Source organism: Flavobacterium sp. UMI-01, from assembly GCF_019656315.1.
Lineage (GTDB): Bacteria > Bacteroidota > Bacteroidia > Flavobacteriales > Flavobacteriaceae > Flavobacterium.
In genome coordinates, this window is record NZ_BPLU01000038.1 from 73,276 (window position 1) to 93,139 (window position 19,864).

A 19,864-nucleotide genomic window follows, 5' to 3' on the forward strand; every position below is an offset into this window, starting at 1 on the left:
TACATTATCTTCACTCATCATCTGGTTCGATATGTATTAAAACATGCCCCAACTGTGGTATTTCTTTCCGCAAGGTATCTTTAAGAATATGAGCCAACTGATGTCCTTTTTTTACAGATATATCTGCATCTACAATCGCATGTAAATCTACATGAAATTTCATTCCTGATTTTCGGATAAAACATTTTTCAGTTCCCATAATACCTTCCACTTTTGCCGCTTCGAGGCGAATGTTTTCAATAACATCATCATACAAATGCTCATCCATGATTTCGCCTAAGGCTGGTCTGAAAATAAGATAACTGTTGTAAATTATAAAACCTGCCGCAAACAAAGCTGCCCAATCATCAGCAGCCTCATACCCTTTGCCTAAAAACAATGCGACACTAACACCTATAAAAGCCGCCACCGAAGTAATTGCATCCGCTCTATGGTGCCAAGCATCGGCTTTTAAAGAAGTACTATTAGCTTCTACACTTTTTTGCAATACCAACCGATAGGAATACTCTTTCCAACTTATAATCACTCCCAATACTATCAAAGTCCATGGAGCCGGCAAATCATGAGGTGTACCAATATTCAAAATGCTTTTATAAGCAATAATTGTGGCCGAGGTAATTAAAAAAACCACCACCAAAAAAGTAATTAAAGGTTCGGCTCGACCATGTCCGTATGGATGATTCTCGTCAGCGGGGCGACTAGAATATTTTATTCCAAACCAAACTAATAACGACGCAAAAATATCAGCTGTGGACTCAATAGCATCTGCAATCAAAGCATAGGAATTCCCAAAAACTCCCGCCAGACCTTTGACTACTGCCAAAACGGTGTTTCCTATAATACTAAAATAAGTCGTTGCTATCGCTTTATCTTGATTTGACATTCTTCTCAAAAAATAAAAAAATCGTTTAAATAATCTTTTATAGCTAAGCCGAAAGATTATTTAAACGATAGTATAAAAAAGTTATTGTTTACTCTTCTCTAACAATCTTAGCACCAAGAGCTCTCAATCGGTCGTCTATGTTTTCATAACCACGATCAATTTGCTCAATATTTTGAATGGTGCTTGTTCCTTTTGCTGAAAGCGCTGCAATCAATAAAGAAATACCTGCACGAATATCAGGCGACGACATAGTAGTAGCTTTCAGCGTAGATTTAAAATCATGCCCCATAACTACGGCTCTATGCGGATCACACAACATGATTTTGGCCCCCATATCAATTAATTTATCCACAAAGAACAAGCGGCTTTCAAACATTTTTTGATGAATCAACACATCCCCTTTTGCTTGTGTCGCCACAACCAAAATAATACTCAATAAATCAGGCGTGAATCCAGGCCAAGGAGCATCAGCAATGGTTAAAATAGAACCATCAATATCTGTTTTTACCTCGTAACCATTTTCATGTGAAGGAATATAAATATCATCATCTCTACGCTCAATGGTGATTCCTAGTTTTCGGAAAGTATTTGGAATTAACCCTAAATTATCCCAACTCACATTTTTGATGGTGATTTCGCTTCTTGTCATAGCCGCTAAACCTATCCAAGAACCTATTTCAATCATATCAGGCAAAATTCTGTGTGTACAACCACCAAGGCTTTTTACCCCTTCGATAGTTAATAAATTCGAACCCACACCAGTTATTTTTGCCCCCATGGAGTTCAACATTTTACACAATTGTTGCAAATAAGGCTCACAAGCGGCATTGTATATTGTAGTTGTCCCTTTGGCTAATACAGCTGCCATAACAATATTTGCTGTACCAGTTACCGAAGCTTCATCTAATAACATATTAGTCCCTACTAATCCTTCAGAAGCTTCAACACCATAAAAATGATCTTCTCTGTTGTAACGAAACTTAGCCCCTAGATTGATAAAGCCTTCAAAGTGTGTATCCAAACGTCTTCGACCAATTTTATCTCCCCCTGGTTTTGGAATATAACCTTTACCAAAACGAGCCAACAAAGGTCCAACTATCATGATAGAACCTCTTAAAGCACCACCTTCTTTTTTAAAGGCCTCAGTTTCAAGATAATTCACATTTACTTCATCGGCTTGAAAATCATAAGCACCTGGACCATTTTTAGTAATTTTCACCCCCAAATGACCTAAAAGCGTAATCAATTTATTAACATCAATAATGTCTGGAATATTGTTAATAGTTACTTTTTCAGGAGTCAATAATACCGCACATAAAATTTGTAACGCTTCATTTTTTGCTCCTTGTGGAGTAATTTCTCCTTTCAGACGAGTTCCTCCCTCTATTTTAAATATTCCCATTGTAGTACGAGTTAAATTATTTGATATTTTTTTAAGTTTTTAGTTCAATTTCATTTCAGAAAAAAATAGTTCTCAAAATTATTTCTGATTGTTATTATTATTGTTTTTTGTAAAGGTCTTTTTGTTTTTTTGATTTTTTTGAATCTTAGGCTGATTTCCTCCATTAGTCTTGTTTGACATTCTTTTATTGGTACGCAACAAATCATTCGTATTAATTAACTCTTCATCGCTTTGCAATAAATTGAGCTTACCACCTGATAATTCATATAAATGTTCAAAAATCACATCGTCTTTTACGGTGTCTTTGTTCCAACTCAAATAAGACTTTTTCATATGATTGGCAATTACTTTTACCAAAGCACTTTTCATTTCCCCCTCTTCCCATTTATTAGCCACATCAATCATGTATTTGATATTATTACCGTAATACCTGTATTTGGGGTAATTTTGAGGGTATTGCAACACATCTGGTTTTAATTGCAACACCTCTCTTGAAGGAATAGGATAAGGAGAATCAACGTCTAATTTAAAATCAGACATGATAAACAACTGATCCCATAATTTATGCTGAAAATCAGGCACATCACGCAAATGGGGATTTAATGTTCCCATCACTTGGATAATATATTTAGCTGCTTTGTTACGCTCCTCGGCGTTTTCAATTGCCGTTGCTTGATCAATTAATTTTTGCAAATGGCGGCCGTATTCTGGAATTATTAAATGCGATCTTTCGGCATTGTACTCTAAATGGTGTACAACATCATTGGCATTCTCTTTTTGGTATTTTGAATTCATAAGTGAATTATTTGTTGAATCTAAGCGCAAATGTCATGACTATAAGAACAGTACAAACGGGCAATTGCCCCTTAATGATTACAATGACACTATCCCTTCAATAGTAGATAATTCGATGTATTTATCTATAATTGCTTGTGGATTTTTCATTTGAACATCAACAGAAACGCTGGTAAATTTTCCCGTTTTAGATTGGGTGGTTTTAATAACTGCGCCTAAACAATCAAACGCTTTTTCTACTTGTTCAATTTTTTCGGCTTCTGTAGGAACTATAAATTTAAATAAGTACAAAGCGGGCCAAGAATTACTTTTTTCCAACTCCCCTTTTAACCTATCATAAAATTCTTCTGTCTTCTTATCCATCTTTGTTTTAAAAATAATAGCAAATATACGTTTTCCAATATAAAATAAGAACTATCGATTGTGATTTTTTGCCAAAATCATTTTATTAATCTGCGGCATTTTTTTTAAATTACCAATAAGTTTAAGTAAGTTTGAAATTTAACTCAAGATCAAGGTGCAAAAAAAAATTATAGCAATAGTAGGAGGCCCTAGTACCGGAAAAACAACGCTTATTAATGGTTTGGTTTCCAAAGGATTTTGTTGTTACCCTGAAATTTCCAGAGATATAATTTTGGAAGCTCAAAAAAAAGGGATTGACCAACTCTTTCTAGAAGATCCATTACTTTTTAGTGAATTAATTCTAAAAGGGCGAAAAAAACAATTTGAAGACGCTCTCAAAGATCCTCACACAACGGTATTTATTGACCGTGGTCTTCCGGATGTTTTAGGTTACTTACATTACGCCAAACAAAACTATCCTGACTCATTTGGCATTGATTGCTTAACCTATCGATATACCCAAGTCTTTATTTTACCCCCTTGGAAAGAAATCCATACTACTGATCAAGCTCGCTATGAAAGTTACGAACAAGCCGAAATAATTCATCAACACATAGCCAAAGCCTACTCTGACCTGGATTACACACTTATTGAAATCCCTAAAGACACCGTAGAAAATCGCATTGAATTCATTCGAAACGTACTTGAGAAAGACCTTTAAATCCAGTCCTAACCCTATGCTTGAAGCTTTAGAAATCCTAAAAAAATATTGGAATCACGACCGTTTTAGACCATTGCAAAGCGAAATTATCACTTCGGTTTTAAATGGCCAAGACACCTTTGCTTTGCTACCTACTGGAGGTGGTAAGTCCATTTGTTTTCAAGTTCCTGCTATGATGCAAAAGGGAATTTGCCTTGTCATATCCCCGCTAGTAGCCTTAATGAAAGACCAAGTAGCCAATTTACAAAGAAAAAACATCAAAGCCATTGCCCTAACAGGCAATATTAAGTCAGACGAAATGATTGACTTATTAGACAATTGCCAATACGGAAACTATAAATTCTTGTACCTATCCCCCGAACGATTACAATCAGAATGGATTTTGGAACGAATTAAAAACTTAAACATTAACCTTATTGCTATAGATGAAGCCCACTGTGTATCGCAATGGGGCCATGATTTTCGACCTGCTTTTTTAAAAATTAGTCAATTAAAACCTTTTTTTCCTAACACTCCTTTTTTAGCTCTTACTGCATCAGCAACAACACAAGTCAAAGAAGACATCATAAAGGAATTGGCTTTAGAAAGCCCCATGGTTTTTCAACAATCTTTTGCCCGAAAAAACATTGCTTATATGGTTTTTGAAGCCGAAGACAAACTTTTTCGAATTGAACAAATCTTAAAGAAAAATCCCCAACCTTCCATTATATATGTGCGCAACCGAAAATCATGCCATGACATTGCTTCGCAATTGCAATCATTAGGTTTTACTGCTACTTACTATCACGGAGGCTTACCCGCAAAGGAGAAAGACAAAAACATGAAATTGTGGATGGAAGAAAAAGCACAGGTAATTGTAGCTACAAATGCTTTTGGAATGGGAATTGACAAACCCAACGTAAAAACCGTTATCCATACTCAATTACCTGAAAACATGGAAAACTATTATCAAGAAGCGGGAAGAGCGGGAAGAAACCAAGAAAAAGCATTTGCAGTACTTTTGACGAGTCCGTCTGATTATTTACAAGCACAAAACCAATTCATTACCAGTCTTGCTGATAAAAAATACTTGAATTTGGTGTACAACAAACTCAACAATTATTTTCAAATTGCTTATGGCGAAGGAATTTATGAAACGTTTAGTTTTAATCTCAACCATTTTTGTCAACGATATCAATTACCTGTATTAAAAACCTACAATGCATTACAATTTTTAGACAGACAAAGCATTCTTACCTTATCACAAGAATTTTCCGAAAAAATAAGTCTGCAATTTATTATTTCGTCAAAAGAAGTATTGCGTTATATGAGTTTGAACCCAAATGATGAAGAAATTATACTAGCCATTTTAAGAACCTATCCCGGTGTTTATGAAATGGAAACCGCTCTCAATAGCACTTTGGTTGCTAAAAAATCCAATCGTTCAGAAAAAGAAGTACTTGCTGTACTTGAAAAACTAAAAGAAAAACACGTTATCACATACCGTTCTAAAAACAATGATGCTTTGTTGACCTTTAATGAAATTAGAGAAGATGAAAAAACCATCAATCGAGTAGCTAAATATTTAGAAAAACAAAATGAACTTAAAAAGTCGCAATTACAATCGGTTTTACATTATATAGAAGAAAATACCGTTTGTAAAAGCCAATTAATACGCAACTATTTTGGAGAAAAAACCACAGAAGAATGTGGTATTTGCTCTTATTGTATTTCTAAAAAAAGAAAAAAAGAGCCCTCCGAAAATTTAACTCAAAAGATTATCGAATTACTTCAAAATGAAAATTTGAGTTCAAGAGAATTACAAAACAAACTAAAAACACCCCAAGACACACTTATCATTACACTCCAACAACTATTAGAAAACGGAATCATAAGCATAAGCCCCAACAATACTTATCAATTAACAAGATCAAATACTTAAAAACCAAAATTCAACATTGGATTTCTTTCTTGTCCGAACGTTCAGAGGCTTATCTCAGATTTATTTTTTAAAACCTCGATTTTATTAGTTAAGGATGGTTAAATTTGCGCTAATTCCGCTAAAAGGGGTTTGCTTTCAATAAAATTAGGAAATCGCAGTACCAATAAGTTGTATTGGTCTTACACTTAAAATCATAATGAAAAAATTACGAATTGTTTTTATGGGAACTCCTGAATTTGCAGTAGGGATTCTCGATGCTATTATCCAAAATAATTATACCGTGGTGGGTGTAATCACCGCAGCTGATAAACCCGCAGGTCGCGGACAAAAAATCAAGTATTCCGCTGTTAAAGAATATGCCCTAGCTAACAACCTTCCTTTATTACAACCCACTAACCTCAAAGACGAAGGGTTTTTAGAAGAACTAAAAGCACTTCAGGCCAACTTACAAGTAGTGGTTGCTTTTCGAATGCTTCCTAAAGTAGTTTGGGAAATGCCTGAATTAGGCACTTTCAATCTTCACGCCTCACTCCTTCCTAATTATCGTGGTGCTGCCCCTATCAATTGGGCAATTATTAATGGAGAAAAGAAAACGGGGGTTACCACTTTTTTTATTGATGACAAAATTGACACTGGTGCAATGATATTGCATCGGGAAACCGCTATTGATTCAGATGAGAATGCTGGACAATTACATGACCGCTTAATGGACTTAGGTCGCTCCGCAGTTATTGATACGCTACAATTAATTGAACAAAGTACCGTAAGCACAACACTCCAAACCGATTCAGCGGATATCAAGACAGCGTATAAACTAAATAAAGACAATTGTAAAATTGACTGGACAAAATCCATTCAATCCATACATGACCATATAAGAGGGTTAAGCCCTTATCCTGCTGCTTGGACCAACATTTCAGATAAAACGGAAACTTGGAACGTAAAAATATATGCATCCAAAATACATCAGGAAGACCATCAATGTGAAATAGGAACAATTATTTGTACCAAAAAAGAAATGAAAATTGCCGTTCACAACGGGTACCTTGAAATCTTAAGTTTACAATTTCCAGGTAAAAAAAGAATGACTACTGCCGAACTATTAAATGGTATATCATTTTCAGAAGAAGCAAAAGCGCTATAACCCCCAAAAACATTGAAGAAAACACGTTACCCAAGAAAAAATAGCGATTTTATGAACAAAAAAAATAAGTTATCAACAAAACAGCCCTAAATTAGCCAAAACACTTGCACGCTAGGGATTTCCTGCTAAATTTGTATGTAAGAATTCTTTAACCAACAATTAATAACATATTATTATGAACAAATCAGAATTAATCGATGCTATCGCTGCAGACGCAGGAATTACTAAAGCAGCTGCTAAATTAGCTTTAGAATCATTTTTAGGAAACGTAGGTGACACCTTGAAAAAAGGAGGTAAAGTATCTCTAGTAGGTTTTGGATCTTGGTCAGTATCAGCTAGAGCTGCAAGAGACGGAAGAAATCCACAAACTGGAAAAACTATCCAAATCGCTGCAAAAAATGTTGTAAAATTCAAAGCTGGTGCTGAATTAGAAGGAGCTGTAAACTAATCTCTTTTTATACAACTCAAAGAAACAAAACCTTCCTTATGGAGGGTTTTTTTTTACATTTGAACGATAAAATTTGGTGTTTTTTTATTTTTTTTCTTAAATTTAATAAAAAAATTACAGTATCATGATTTCAGAAAAATTAATAAAAGGACAACTGCTTATATCTGAGCCTTCTATAATTGGAGATTTATCATTTAATAGATCTGTAATTTTATTGGCTGACCATGACAAAGAAGGTTCTGTAGGTTTTATCATCAACAAACCATTAAAATACACCATTAACGATTTAATTCCTGAAATTGAATCTAATTTTAGAGTATATAATGGTGGCCCTGTCGAACAAGACAACCTATATTTCATCCACAACGTACCGGATTTAATTCCTAATAGCGTTGAGATATCAAATGGAATTTATTGGGGAGGCGATTTTGAATCTACTAAGGAACTCATCAATAACAAAACAATTACCAAAAACAACATTCGCTTTTTCTTAGGATATTCGGGTTGGCACGAAAACCAACTTGAAAACGAAATGAATGCCAATTCTTGGATTGTCACTAACAACACGTATAAAAATAAAATAATCGGAACATCCCCTACCCATTTTTGGAAAGACCAAATTAAGGAACTAGGTGGAGATTACCTCATCTGGTCCAACACTCCTGAAAACCCTTATTTAAATTAATTACAAAACAGTCGGAGATCACTCTTTTATACTTAATAAAAAAAGCAAACATAAATTCATTTCAAATTTTTGTTTGCTTTTTTTATTAATATTCTATTTCTAGAACCTCAGTTTCATTAAAAAAACTCTATGCCCAAACTGAGCATTCATTAAATTAAGAAACTATTTGTTCGTTCAAATACGCAACCAACTGTGCGGCGATTTTGGTTTGAAAAGATTTCTTTCGGTATTTAGTTATTGGTTGCACACCTTTTACCACATTGGTAACAAATAATTCGTCTGCTTTTTGAAGATCAAATGGAGAAATAACCTCTTCAATCACCTCAATACCTTCTATTTTTTTTGCTAAAACTAAAATTTGCTTGCGCATCACTCCGTTTAAGCATCCTTCAGCTACAGGTGGTGTTATCAATTTACTCCCCAACAACATAAATACATTCCCTTGAATCGCTTCAACTACGTTTTTACTATCATTAAGCAACAAACAATTATCCAAACCATTTTCTGATGCGTAAATACTAGCTGTGGTATTCAACATCCTATTGGTTGACTTTATAGAGGAAAGCAACTGCTTTGTGATATAAAAATCCTTAAATAAGTCAACTTCATAGGTATTCTCATCTAATACATAATACGCGTCCTTTAAAGCTGTCGCATGAACCAAAAAAGAAATTGTATTGTTTTTTGGCAAATAATACCCGCCATCATTCCGATACACTGTAATTCTTACCCTAGCTGAATTAGAAACTTCATTCACCTGAGCAACTACCAAAAGTTGTTCTTCAAAATATTCCATTGTAAAATCCATCGGGATTTCCATTCGCACTACTCTCATAGAGGCCATCAGCCTAAAATAATGGTCTTCTAAAAAAAGTACAACTCCGTTTCGCACTCTCACTGTCTCAAAAACAGCATCGCCATATAAAAAACCTCTATTTTGCGTCAAAATATTGGCTTGTTCAGCCACAATAGTTCCGTTAAAATTAATCATAAAAAAAGCCCTGAATTTTGTTCAGGGCAAATATATGTTTAAATATACTATAATACTAGACAGAACCTAGTAGATGTTTTAAATCTGAGATTTGATTTTCCCACAACTGTTTAGCCTCCTCGACTTCATCCGCATCAGCAAAATCAACGACCATTAATGAAACGTCTTTTGTTAATTCATCGACAAGTATATGCAATTCAAAAAACAAATCAGTATCCTTATTATTAGCATCAACCCATTTGAACTTAACTTTTTCACCTGATTTTTTTGAAGCTAGTCGCGCCTTCTCTTCTGAATCATTCCAGATAAAGGTAAAAAATTCACCACGTGAATTCACATTATCAGCAAACCATTCAGATAAACCAGAAGGAGTAGAAATATATTGATACAATAACTGAGGCGAAGAGGTGATTGGGAACTCTATTTCGTAACGTACTTTTTGATCCATGGGGCTAATTAATTTTTTTCGAATATATAGAATATAAACCCGATAAAAAAACGTTTTTAAAAATATTTTTTTTTCTTCAAAAAATCCTTGTTTGCTTTAATAAAAGTTTTATATTTGCACCCGCAATCAAGAACAGTTGTTCACTGCATTTGGCGAGGTAGCTCAGTTGGTTAGAGCGCAGGATTCATAACCCTGAGGTCACGGGTTCAACTCCCGTCTTCGCTACTAGCAAAAAAGTCCGTTTTCTTTCGAAAACGGACTTTTTTTATAGCTCTAAGTCCTTCACTATTCAAAAACTTTAAAAGCAAGATTATAATCGTCTCCTTTCACCTCATACGAACCAAAACCTAACTTTTCACCTTCACCCATATACAGACTTACGGTCTTTTTTCCTTTTACCTCTTCTACCCTTACAATTCCAAAACGACCTTCAAAATTTAATTTCAAGTCTCTATTCGAATAAACAGAATCTGCTTTGTCCTGACAAATAATAAAGTCGGTAATTAGCGTTTTATTTATTTTAGAAATCACTTTGGCTCCCACTACTTTATTCCCATCCATCAAAGGCTCAACACTTTGAACGGTAGATTCGGAATTTAAAGAGGGTTCAAAAACAGCCATAAAAGGTTTGTCCCAGGCCTCTCCTTTTTGTCTGATAGCCACGACTTGTGTTTTCTTTTTTAGATACCCATTTTCAGCCTCACGTGTGGGTGGCGCTAAGGCGGAGGTATATTCACGTTCCACTCCTTTTGGTACCATCATGTGCATGTATTTTTTATCAAAATCAATTTTAAAAGTCACATCCACTCCGTCTTTTATGGACTCGGTTACTTTAGTTTTCTCAAAATAGCGCCATCCTGGTGATTGCACAGGGTCGCCTATATCATTATTATAACGGTCAGTATCTTTCAAAGGTAAAAGCTGTCCTTTTTCATTTTTTATAATGGTTTCATCGCCAATATTGTGATAGATATAATCATGAAATTTATTTTCGCCATTTGATTTCGAACGGAAAATATCCAAATAATAGGCTGTTTTTTCACTGGTTCGAATCGTACTTAGTGTTCGTTCCTGAACACAATTATTAACCTCGTCCTTCAAAAATTGAGTAGCAAAGCTAAAATATTCAGCAATCGGGTTTTCCAAATGTTTCGGCTCAGCAGCTATATTTACAGTATTGTTTTGCCAAACATAAGCATCTCCTTTCCAGGAACCTTCATCCAAACCATGAGAACTTCCGTTCACAATTACCGAATTATTACCGGCATACAATCTGAAATATTTTTCATGAAGCGGTATTTTTCGTTCTGCAACAGTAGCAGGAAGTCCAGCATTGGTAGCCATTACATAACCAGCGCCATACAATTCCATAGAAATCCCAGTTAAATGCGAATGCACATACGAAGCACCTCCAATGATACCGCACAAACCATAAATTTCATTTTCTTTGGCAACATAATTACGTTGTAGTGCTATACCTGCATGTTTTACGATTACCGTAGGTTTATTAAAATTAATATGTCCATCAATTTTTTCAGGAATAGGATGTCCCCAAAACAAGTCTAGTATTTGAAAATTGTTAAAAATATTATCACCTAATTTAGGCTTGTATCCTCCATTGGCTTCATTGGTTTGTTTTAAAGCCAATTGTGCCTTTTGTTTAATATCATCATAACCTCTTCTTTCTGCAATATCCAAAGTGTAGCGATAAAGGTCGTCGGTACTATCATTATTTCGTTTGGAGTCACCAAAACGTACAAATGTTCGGTTTGGATGCCTTAGATAATCAAACAAAAAATTGCCATTCAAAATGTGTTGATTCTCCTGAGTTACATTCATTTCTGGATAAATACGATCTACAATATTTAAAGTCATCGTAATAATGGGCATAAAACTATAACTCAACGATTCCGGCCAGACGCCTTGCTCTCCAAACATGGGTAGAATCGTATTTTTAAATGAATTTTGGTGTGCCGTTCCTTTTTCCCAAAAAACATCAAACAAGCGCTGACGTTCTTTATCATCTTCAATACATAAAATACTGAACAAAGCTCCCGAGGCTGTTAAGATAGGATGATTCGAAATGGTTTTACCATGCTTGTCGGGTTTGCCATACTCTTGCAATACATTACCAGCTACATTAGCCATTGCTTTTTGAGCTTTTGCATTGTCAAAAGGAATGCGCTTTTTTTGCGTTTTAGAATAGACCGTTGCATTGGCTTGTTTTAAATATGGATAAATAAAATCATAAGTTATGGCAAAAGGGCCATAAGTAGTCCTTGGGTCAAAAAACTCATAGCCACAAATAGTAGTCGTTTGAGGTGTTAAAGGCGCAATATGATCAATATAAACGCCCAAAATATCTGCTGCAAATTGGGCGTATTTCTCGTCTTGGGTTAAATAATACAAATAGCCCGCATCCGAGGCAAGTGCCAACACTTTATTGTGCGCTGACGCAAGGGGAGATGCTTTTTGTTCTGAATTTTCACGGTCGTGTTTGGCAAAGGCTGGGATGGTATTCAAAACCGCATTAGGATCCGATTGGTGTTTTTGAAGTGCTCCATCCACACGCTGATGCAACTGATTGAGCATGCTTTTTGCCCAATCGTATTTTTTTATTTTCTCTAAAATTTGTGGACGCTCTTCATTGGTCACCCAAATGGCTGGATGTTGCAAGGATTGCGCTTTAAAATGAGTGCTAACAAGACAACAGATCGGGAGGAAAAACAAGACTATTAACTTTTTCAAGGTACTTTTTTTTTAAAATTATAAATTACTTTAGGGTTACTGCTAAAAACAAATTACTGGTCGGCGCCAATTACATTCACTGGTTTGACTTCTTCTCCATTGCTTTGCGCTTTTTGTTTCACAAAATAAGGTTGGAAGGTATAAGATGAATTCTTGTTCCATTTTTCATTGGTTTTAGGGAAGTATTTTTTTAACTTTTTAATTTCGCTTTTATACTCTGTAAATTTAGCCAAATTGGTAAATTCGTTAGGGTCAATTTTATGGTCGTACAATTCCTGTGAGCCGTCTTCGTATTGCGTCAATCTGAATCTTCCTTGGTTAACCGAATGATTATTTTCACCATAAGTAGTGAGCGCAAAGGCTTTATTTACTACTTTATCGCTTTTCATTGTTGCAACCAAACTAATTCCTTCGTTTCGGTTGTAAGCAGGTAGGTTACACAACTCTAAAAGTGTTGGATAAATGGAAAGCATTTCGGCTGGAGTGTCGATTACTTTTCCTTTAGGCAAATTGGGTGACACAAATAGCAAAGGCGCTTTGGTAGCTGAATCCCATAAACCGTGTTTGGCAAAAGTTCCTTTTTCGCCTAAACGATAGCCGTGGTCTGACCATAAAACAATGATGGTATTAGCGCCATGCTCGCTTTTATCCAAAGCATCCAATACACGACCAATTTCATAATCAACAAAACTAACACAAGCCAAATAGGCTTGAATCATTTTCTTCCACTCCCCCGTTTGAATCGCCCACTCGGTAGAAGGCATCATAGGCAAATCATTGATATCCAATCCTACTTGAGGCACATCTTTTAAATCATCTGACAAATAAGGAGCAACCTGAATGCCTTCCAGCGGATGCATATCAAACCATTTTTGAGGTACATAGAGCGGCACATGAGGACGCAAAAATCCAACCCCCATGAAAAAAGGTTGGTCGTATTTTTTATTCAGACGTTCGATAGCCCAATTGACAGACTGATGGTCAGGCATTTGTTCGTCTTGTTCAGGGAAAGCACCCCAATCGGTACTGGTGCGTCCGTATTTGGTTTTGTCTGCTGGGCCTAAACCATCCCAAACAAAACGTTTTTTTGGCAAAGGACCAAAGCCTTTGACTCTGCCGCCTTCTTCATCAAAAACGCCTTTGGGAGCAAAATCGTGAAATAGTTTCCCTATTCCCATGGTGTGATAGCCATTATTTTTAAAATATTCTGGCAGAAAGACTATCTCTTTTGTAGCAGGATTTTCGGAACGTATTTTCTCATCTGCTATCATCCCATAAATCCCCGTAGTTGACGGACGCAAACCCGACATAATCGAAGCACGAGAAGGCCCACACAAAGGCGCTTGACAATGCGCATTAGAGAACAATACGCCTCTGGCTGCGAGTCTGTCAATGTTTGGCGTTTTGGTATTCGAATAATTATTTAAACAGCCCAACCAGGTATTCAAATCATCAACCGCAATAAATAACACATTGGGTTTGGCTGATTGGGCAACTTTAGATTGTGCCGTAATTGTTGTTCCAACTAAACCGAACACCAGTATTGTTATTATTTTACTTCTATTTTTCATTTGTTTTTTTGCATTAATCAATAAAAAGTTCGTCAATATAAGGCCCGCTTTGACCTGTTGTTTCCAGTCGGATGTTATTGGCACCCGATTTAAAATTTACAATAGTGTTTACAAATTCCCAGTTTTGAATCCAGCCTCCTGTTGCATTAAATTCAAAGGTTTTGATATAGGTGTCGTTTACAAATAACTTCATTGGGTATTTTTTGTCCTTGTCGTTGTGCATATATCTAAATCGAATACTAAAATCGCCTGCTTCACCATCATTTTCTTGGTAAAAGGTGATGCTCCCTTCTTTATTATCAAATTTCACAAAACCTGTTCCTTTAAAATGTTGTGCTTCATTACTCGTTTTTACACCTCCTTTTAAAATAGCTTCTTCAGCTGCAATGTTCACTCCTCTACCATTCCAAATATTAGCTGATTTTTCATCTCCCCAAAACAATCCTTCGTTAGCACCAAAGGTTTCTTCTAACGCTAAAATCAATTTTCCATTTTGTTTCACAACAGCTTTGACTATAGTATTGTTTTTTACTTCGAATGGCTTGGTATAAAGAGTTCCTTCTTTAAGAGGGTCAGCACCATTAGTGGTGTATAAAATTTCAAATTTTGATTGGGAAGTTTTTCCTATCAATCCCATTTCTTGTACATCGATGGTTATTTGATTCGAAAGATACAATGCCTTGTCACCCAAAATAGAAGCAGTAATAACCGAAGCTTTTTTAGCATTATCTTTTTCTCTTAAAAATAGACGTCCTTTTCCGAAAAATAAGGTTCTAAAATCTGACTTAGTACGACTAATGGAATCGATCGGATTTCCATTTTCCATAGACACTTTTTCAACATCGCCTGAAATATGATAATAGACTTTGTTTTCTCCATAAGGATAAAGATTAGCTTTCGAATCTATGGATTCACTTGTAAAAATATAACTTGACGAAAATCCGTCCTCAGCTTTTAGCTTATTGAGACTGTTTTTTAAAGATTGAGGTGCACCACTTGTTGCAATTGATACTCGTTTTACTTCTTTACCGTTTTTATAAGCTACGGCTACTAGTTTTCCTTCTTCATAAGGCACCATCCAGTCGCATTGCATTTCGTTCCAAACAGTTCCAGGTTTGTCTTTCCCTAATGATTTTCCGTTTAAAAATAATTCTACCTCATCAGCATTTGAATAGACCCAAACCGGAATTACCGTTCCTTTTTTCATTCTTGGATGTGTCCAATGTGGCAAAATATGTACCATCGTTTCCTTAGTCCATTGGCTTTGGTAGAAATAATACAAATCTTTTTCAAAACCCGCCACATCAACTGCACCACCCATAAACAGATTGAAAGGTAAACCACCGTGAACCAAACCTGCTTCGCCATAATAATCAAACCCTGTCCAACGGAAATGCCCGCTATGCCAAGGCATATCTCGCATGACTTCCCAATTTTTACGGGCAGAAATACGAACCGTTGCATTGTCATAAGAGGAGTTATAACGTTGTTTTCTGTTTTTCCATTTTTTTGGGTCTAAACCTTCATAAAAAAAGATTTCCTTTTCGGTTAAATTTGGTAACGGATAAGTTCCTGGCAATTCATTATCGCGCCACCAAGTTTGGGTTCTATAGTATCCACGTGTTTGCCAAGTATGTGGTGCTTCAGTTGATACAAATGGTTTATCAAATTTAGCTAACTCTAAGAATGTTTTGGTTTCTGAACCACCGTTTATTCCAGTGATATCCATATCCTCAGGATTTCCTGCTCCTGATGAAAACAAGCGAGTTTCGTCTAAACTTTTACCAAATTTCACTAATTCGGGTGCTATCGTACTATGGGTTTCATTCCCTAAACTATATACAAAAACACTCGGATGGTTGCGGTCTCGGGTAATCCATTCTTTCATATCGGCTTTCCACCATTGTTCAAAAGCTTGTTTGCCATAGTCTTGAGGTGCTTTTTTATGCCAACCATCAAAAATTTCGTCCATAACAAGCAAGCCTATTTCGTCACAAATATCATAAAACATGGGAGGTGTGGGATTGTGCGAAGGACGAATGGCATTGATGCCCATATTTTTTAACAATTGTAATTTCCAACGCAACATTGGTTTAGTCCAAGCACCACCTACGGGGCCACCTTCCCAATGCTCGCAAACGCCTTTTAGCTTTACATTTTTTCCGTTGAGCCAAAAACCAGTTTCTTTTTTCCATTCTACGGTTCTAAAACCAAAGTTTGTCTTTACCTCATCAATAACTTTTTTGTCTTTGATTATTTGTGTAACCAATTGATATAAAACTGGGGTTTCTGGACTCCATAATTCAGGATTAGGTATTTCTATTGAATTATTAGTTTTTGAACCGTCAATTTTTTTAATGGCGGTTTTAATTGTTTTACCCGCTGGAGAAACAATAGACAGTTTGCATTCCAATTTATTTACAGGATTCTCGTAATCGATTTTAACATTTACCGTAGCCGTTGTTGTTTCAATTTTTGGAGTTGTGATAAAGATGCTATTTGGAGTAATATGCGTTTTATTAACCGAAATTAATTTTACAGGCGCATAAATTCCACAAGGATGGTACCAGCGTGCCGAAGGTTCTAAACTATTATCGACTCTAACAGCAATCGTGTTTTTTCCTTCTTTCAAATATTTTGAAATATCATATCTAAAACTGATGTATCCATAGGGTCTCTTTCCTAGATGGTTACCATTAATCCATACTTCGCTATTCATATAGACCCCGTCAAAATCGATGTAAATTGTTTTAGTTAAATTAGATTTATTTACAGTAAAATATTTTCGATACCAACCAATACCCCCGTCGTGGTAACCACCACCTTGTCCTTGGTCACCGCCTTTTCGAACGCCTTTTTCAAAGGACCAATCGTGCGGAATGTTTAGATTTTGCCATGAACTATCATCAAATTCTTTGGCTGAAAAAAGGTTTTTATCTTCTAAAATAAAACGCCAGTTTGAGTTAAGATTCGTTTCTATTCGTTGTGCGTTGATAAACCCCAAAAGGAATAAATGAACGATTAGAAAAAATTTCTGGGTTGGTTTATGATTCATCTTTAGCTATTAGTATTCGTTTTACATTTTTTTATAAATCTCAATCGCATTCAAAACAGGCTCTCCTACTATCTTTTTGAAATTCACTAGCAATGGCTCGCCTTCTTTGACACTCACTTCCGATTTAATTTTGACCGCTTGGTATTCGCCATAATCTCCCAATAAATCCAGATTTTCAACTACTTTTTTATCATTAATCAGTATCGAAAACTTACGGTTGGTCACTTTAGTAACCTCCTTCGATTCTTCAATTAAATCAAAAGCTAGATGTTTGGCTTTTGAACCTTCTAATTCGGCAAAATGCAATTTGATTTCATACAGACCAGGCGGTACATCAAAGCGGTATTGCTCAATGCCTACCAACTGCGTTTGGTAAATAGGGTCGTTAAAAGTTCCTTTAATGGTTTGCTTCGCTCCATAAGGTTGTTGCACATTTTTTTCAGGACGCACATAAGGCTTTCCGCCAATGTGCCCCCAACTTCCTGGGGTGTATTCTTTGTCAAACAACCAAGCTTGGTCTATTTTATCATCATAAAAAAAGCGTTGGTCTCCTACATTTATAGAAAAACCTGAGGCTGGAAAGTTTTTTAACGAAATTGGAATAATATTGATACGAACAGTCGAAAAATCCTCTACTATATCGCCACTTTTTGCTACTAACTGATTGATTCCGTCAACAAAAGGGACATTGAAAATTGCAATTTTATCTTCTACTTTTTTGGCTCCTAAACTTTTTCCATTTATAAAAAGTGTTACTTCATTTTGATTCGAAAAAACTTGCACTTGCATTGTTGCCACTCCTGCCCCCTCTTTATCTTCTACTTGCGAACGTTGGTTCCAAGTTTTGGTAGCAATGGATAAAAATGGTTTGGACAACAAAGAAGCTTGGTAGTAATAAAACACATCTTTGGGTTTTCTGTCCAGACCAACTAAACCTTTATTATTGATACTTTGTACCGCATCGATACGGTCTTCTGAGTTAAAATCGGCATAATTCCATACGTTGACACCGGCTATAAAATCTTGTTTCATAAAATATTCAAGATAGTATTTATGAAATTCGGTTCCGTATTCCTGTGAATAATCAAAACGCATTGGATTTAGAGTATGCAACCTTGGGTCCACTCCTGCACCGTACTCTGTAATTATCATTGGTTTTTTTATGGTCGAATGAAATTTTTCAATTCTCTCAGGCAGTAAGTCATAAGAACCACCATACCAACCCAGATAAATATTCCAGCCTACAATCATTGGCACCTCGGTCAATCCAGCTTCATGATAGCGTTCTAGTCCATTATGATTGGGAATCATCGTATAGCGGTAAGGGTCTTCGGCACGGGTTAGCTTCTCGATTTTTTGAGCCAATTTCACAATATAGTTTGTGTATTTTTTGTAACGTTCTTTATCATTACCATATCGTGGATGCAAAATTACCTCGTTCATATACGCCCAAATAATCAAACTGGGGTGGTTGTAATTTTGACGAATCATTTCCAATTGGGCGCTCAAACAATTTTGAGTAAAAGCCTCTGACTCGGTAACGGTATCCACAATTGGCGTTTCAACCGTAGTTAAAATTCCCAATCGGTCACACATTTCAAGGATAATGGGGTCTTGTGGGTAATGGGCTATGCGCAAAAAATTGCTCCCCATTTCCTTCATTCGCAAAATATCTTCCACATGAATGTGGTCTGGGACGGCATTCCCGATGTCTTTAAAATCTTGATGGCGGTTGGTTCCAACCAATTTTAAATGTTTTCCGTTCAAGAAAAAACCTTTGTCAACATCAAATGCAAACCAACGAAAACCTAAGGAATTAGTTGATTCATCAATTTTTTGGTTGTTTTTTGCATCGAAAATTTCACAAACTACTTTGTACAAATTAGGCGTATCTGGCGACCATAACTGGGGGTTTGTAACCGAATTTAACGCAAAATTAAACTCATTGACAATACCTGATTTTAGCTTAAACGTTTGCACTTTCTCTGAAACCAATTGCTGATTTGGGCCTATTAATTTGGTTACCAATTTTACATTCTGATTGGCTTTGTCATCGTTCTTGATTTTTACTTTCAGTTGTACCTCGCCTCTTTGTGCAGATACTTTTGGAGTCGTGATAAACACTCCATTGGCAGCATCTTCTTCGATACTAAAATGCACTTTATCAGTTACTACCAGATTGACATCGCGATAGATTCCGCCAAAAAAAGTAAAATCGGCATGCAAGGGAGGCACATCCTCATTATAGGAATTGTCGGCTTTTACTACTACCGTAAATGAAGTAGTGTTTTTGGAAGCATCAAAATCAATGAATTTTGAAATAGGCACTACAAAACGAGTAAAACCTCCTACGTGTTTATTGGCTAATTTATTATTGATATACACTTCAGAACACATGGCAACGCCTTCAAAAAACAGAAAAACTTCCTTATCCTTGTAAGCCGTTGGGATTTTGATGGTTTTAGTGTACCAACCGGCACCACGGTAAAAACCTTCTTCTTCATCCATCACATCTTTGTCATTCCAAGTATGCGGAATAGCGACTTTTAAACCTTTATGATTTTTGAGTTGGTTAATTTCAGTAATCGATTTATCTTGAACAAACTGCCATGCATCATTGACCGTATATTTTATTTGCGCTGTTACTTGCGAACAAAAAGTTTGCAATAGAAAAACGAATACGATTAAAAAAATATTTTTCATCTTTGGT

General features: G+C 35.8%; 15 protein-coding genes and 1 tRNA gene. 6 read left to right on the plus strand and 10 right to left on the minus strand.

Features of this window, described 5'->3' with window-relative positions:
- Positions 1-10: 10 nt before the first annotated feature.
- From K5R64_RS11205 to K5R64_RS11220, 4 genes are all read right to left on the minus strand, one after another.
- On the minus strand, positions 11-883 hold the full coding sequence (locus tag K5R64_RS11205; protein ID WP_220764013.1) for a cation diffusion facilitator family transporter: 873 nt from the start codon (positions 881-883) through the stop codon (positions 11-13).
- A gap of 88 nt (positions 884-971) precedes the next feature.
- Positions 972-2,285: a UDP-N-acetylglucosamine 1-carboxyvinyltransferase gene (gene murA / locus K5R64_RS11210; protein WP_220763523.1), complete on the minus strand. Its 1,314-nt coding sequence runs from the start codon at positions 2,283-2,285 to the stop codon at positions 972-974.
- Between the two features lie 78 nt (positions 2,286-2,363).
- Positions 2,364-3,080 (minus strand): DUF4290 domain-containing protein, encoded by a 717-nt coding sequence (locus K5R64_RS11215; protein ID WP_220763525.1) that lies wholly within the window; start codon positions 3,078-3,080, stop codon positions 2,364-2,366.
- A gap of 78 nt (positions 3,081-3,158) precedes the next feature.
- Positions 3,159-3,443: a DUF493 family protein gene (locus K5R64_RS11220; protein WP_220763527.1), complete on the minus strand. Its 285-nt coding sequence runs from the start codon at positions 3,441-3,443 to the stop codon at positions 3,159-3,161.
- 154 nt (positions 3,444-3,597) lie between these two features.
- On the opposite strand from K5R64_RS11220, the gene K5R64_RS11225 reads away from it, so the two are divergent.
- From K5R64_RS11225 to K5R64_RS11245, 5 genes are all read left to right on the plus strand, one after another.
- On the plus strand, positions 3,598-4,143 hold the full coding sequence (locus K5R64_RS11225) for an AAA family ATPase (protein WP_220763529.1): 546 nt from the start codon (positions 3,598-3,600) through the stop codon (positions 4,141-4,143).
- Positions 4,144-4,159: 16 nt separating this feature from the next.
- The gene (locus K5R64_RS11230) at positions 4,160-6,064 is read left to right on the plus strand and encodes an ATP-dependent DNA helicase RecQ (RefSeq protein WP_220763531.1); all 1,905 of its coding nucleotides are present in this window, start codon (positions 4,160-4,162) and stop codon (positions 6,062-6,064) included.
- 196 nt (positions 6,065-6,260) lie between these two features.
- Entirely contained in the window at positions 6,261-7,208 is a 948-nt protein-coding gene (gene fmt / locus K5R64_RS11235) for a methionyl-tRNA formyltransferase (protein ID WP_220763532.1), read from the plus strand.
- A gap of 175 nt (positions 7,209-7,383) precedes the next feature.
- Entirely contained in the window at positions 7,384-7,656 is a 273-nt protein-coding gene (locus tag K5R64_RS11240) for an HU family DNA-binding protein (RefSeq protein WP_108740556.1), read from the plus strand.
- Positions 7,657-7,780: 124 nt separating this feature from the next.
- Complete coding sequence (locus K5R64_RS11245; RefSeq protein WP_220763533.1) at positions 7,781-8,341, plus strand: YqgE/AlgH family protein; 561 nt, start codon at positions 7,781-7,783, stop codon at positions 8,339-8,341.
- Positions 8,342-8,495: 154 nt separating this feature from the next.
- On the opposite strand, the gene K5R64_RS11250 is transcribed toward K5R64_RS11245, so the two are convergent.
- Both K5R64_RS11250 and K5R64_RS11255 read right to left on the minus strand, forming a co-directional pair.
- Positions 8,496-9,332 (minus strand): aminotransferase class IV, encoded by an 837-nt coding sequence (locus K5R64_RS11250; protein WP_220763534.1) that lies wholly within the window; start codon positions 9,330-9,332, stop codon positions 8,496-8,498.
- A 55-nt stretch (positions 9,333-9,387) separates the two neighbouring features.
- The gene (locus K5R64_RS11255) at positions 9,388-9,780 is read right to left on the minus strand and encodes an START-like domain-containing protein (protein WP_220763535.1); all 393 of its coding nucleotides are present in this window, start codon (positions 9,778-9,780) and stop codon (positions 9,388-9,390) included.
- Between the two features lie 151 nt (positions 9,781-9,931).
- Here K5R64_RS11255 and K5R64_RS11260 point away from each other — a divergent pair.
- Positions 9,932-10,005: transfer RNA gene (locus K5R64_RS11260), tRNA-Met, on the plus strand.
- 60 nt (positions 10,006-10,065) lie between these two features.
- On the opposite strand, the gene K5R64_RS11265 is transcribed toward K5R64_RS11260, so the two are convergent.
- Genes K5R64_RS11265 through K5R64_RS11280 form a run of 4 tightly spaced genes read right to left on the minus strand, consistent with a single transcriptional unit; the run spans position 10,066 to position 19,857 of the window.
- A complete protein-coding gene (locus K5R64_RS11265; RefSeq protein ID WP_220763536.1) occupies positions 10,066-12,528 on the minus strand; it encodes a hypothetical protein in 2,463 nt (820 codons plus the stop codon).
- Positions 12,529-12,581: 53 nt separating this feature from the next.
- Complete coding sequence (locus K5R64_RS11270) at positions 12,582-14,099, minus strand: sulfatase (protein WP_220763537.1); 1,518 nt, start codon at positions 14,097-14,099, stop codon at positions 12,582-12,584.
- A gap of 13 nt (positions 14,100-14,112) precedes the next feature.
- Positions 14,113-17,154: a sugar-binding domain-containing protein gene (locus K5R64_RS11275; protein ID WP_220763538.1), complete on the minus strand. Its 3,042-nt coding sequence runs from the start codon at positions 17,152-17,154 to the stop codon at positions 14,113-14,115.
- Between the two features lie 21 nt (positions 17,155-17,175).
- Positions 17,176-19,857 carry a glycoside hydrolase family 2 TIM barrel-domain containing protein gene (locus K5R64_RS11280; RefSeq protein WP_220763539.1) on the minus strand — a complete coding sequence of 894 codons (2,682 nt, stop codon included), beginning with the start codon at positions 19,855-19,857 and terminating at the stop codon, positions 17,176-17,178.
- Between the last annotated feature and the right edge of the window lie 7 nt (positions 19,858-19,864).

Bases quoted from the DNA above. Each gene is read 5' to 3' on its own strand.
- K5R64_RS11245 (WP_220763533.1), top strand. From the start codon at position 7,781: ATGATTTCAGAAAAATTAATAAAAGGACAACTGCTTATATCTGAGCCT.
- murA (WP_220763523.1), bottom strand. From the start codon at position 2,285: ATGGGAATATTTAAAATAGAGGGAGGAACTCGTCTGAAAGGAGAAATT.
- K5R64_RS11250 (WP_220763534.1), bottom strand. From the start codon at position 9,332: ATGATTAATTTTAACGGAACTATTGTGGCTGAACAAGCCAATATTTTG.
- K5R64_RS11280 (WP_220763539.1), bottom strand. From the start codon at position 19,857: ATGAAAAATATTTTTTTAATCGTATTCGTTTTTCTATTGCAAACTTTT.
- K5R64_RS11270 (WP_220763537.1), bottom strand. From the start codon at position 14,099: ATGAAAAATAGAAGTAAAATAATAACAATACTGGTGTTCGGTTTAGTT.
- K5R64_RS11230 (WP_220763531.1), top strand. From the start codon at position 4,160: ATGCTTGAAGCTTTAGAAATCCTAAAAAAATATTGGAATCACGACCGT.
- K5R64_RS11240 (WP_108740556.1), top strand. From the start codon at position 7,384: ATGAACAAATCAGAATTAATCGATGCTATCGCTGCAGACGCAGGAATT.
- K5R64_RS11215 (WP_220763525.1), bottom strand. From the start codon at position 3,080: ATGAATTCAAAATACCAAAAAGAGAATGCCAATGATGTTGTACACCAT.
- K5R64_RS11205 (WP_220764013.1), bottom strand. From the start codon at position 883: ATGTCAAATCAAGATAAAGCGATAGCAACGACTTATTTTAGTATTATA.
- K5R64_RS11220 (WP_220763527.1), bottom strand. From the start codon at position 3,443: ATGGATAAGAAGACAGAAGAATTTTATGATAGGTTAAAAGGGGAGTTG.
- fmt (WP_220763532.1), top strand. From the start codon at position 6,261: ATGAAAAAATTACGAATTGTTTTTATGGGAACTCCTGAATTTGCAGTA.
- K5R64_RS11255 (WP_220763535.1), bottom strand. From the start codon at position 9,780: ATGGATCAAAAAGTACGTTACGAAATAGAGTTCCCAATCACCTCTTCG.
- K5R64_RS11275 (WP_220763538.1), bottom strand. From the start codon at position 17,154: ATGAATCATAAACCAACCCAGAAATTTTTTCTAATCGTTCATTTATTC.